Genomic DNA, 523 nt, shown 5'->3' on the forward strand with positions numbered 1-523 from the left:
GACTTTTTAGTTTTACCAATATGGCATAGGCCAGAGCGACCAGCAAACTCATGCCGCCCGCCACATAAAAAACCACTCGCCAGCCGAAGACAGGGCCAAGCATGGCGCCAAGCCAGGTACCCAAAAAACCGCCAATCGGGTAGCCCATCCAGTAGAGAGACATGACTGTGGTGCGTTGTTTCTCTGTGGTTACATTGGCCACTTCCAGAGAGGCGGCAGGCCAAAAGACACCTTCGCCTATCCCGGTCATCACCCGGTAAAAGAGGAGTGATGTCAGGCTACCTGCTATTCCGGTGCTCATCGTGGCAAGAGAGAAAATGACTAACCCCAGAATAAGAACCGGTTTGCCGCTGAGTTTGTCGGCGATAATGCCAGAAATAAACAAGAAGCCGATGAAGCCATAAAAAAAGGAGCTCATCAGAAAACCTGATTGTGCACGATCCAGATGAAAATCACTGGCCATAAGGCTGATGGCTGACGAAACTGTCATGCGATCAACGGAGTACATCATGTATCCCAGCCC

General features: G+C 50.7%; 1 protein-coding gene. It reads right to left on the reverse strand.

The window, feature by feature from the left end:
* A partial coding sequence (locus ACFOY6_RS24330) for an MFS transporter (protein ID WP_379652487.1) occupies window positions 1-508 on the reverse strand: 508 nt, incomplete at its 3' end.
* Between the last annotated feature and the right edge of the window lie 15 nt (window positions 509-523).

Source organism: Teichococcus aestuarii, assembly GCF_042651065.1.
Taxonomy (GTDB): Bacteria; Pseudomonadota; Alphaproteobacteria; order Acetobacterales; family Acetobacteraceae; genus Pseudoroseomonas; species Pseudoroseomonas aestuarii.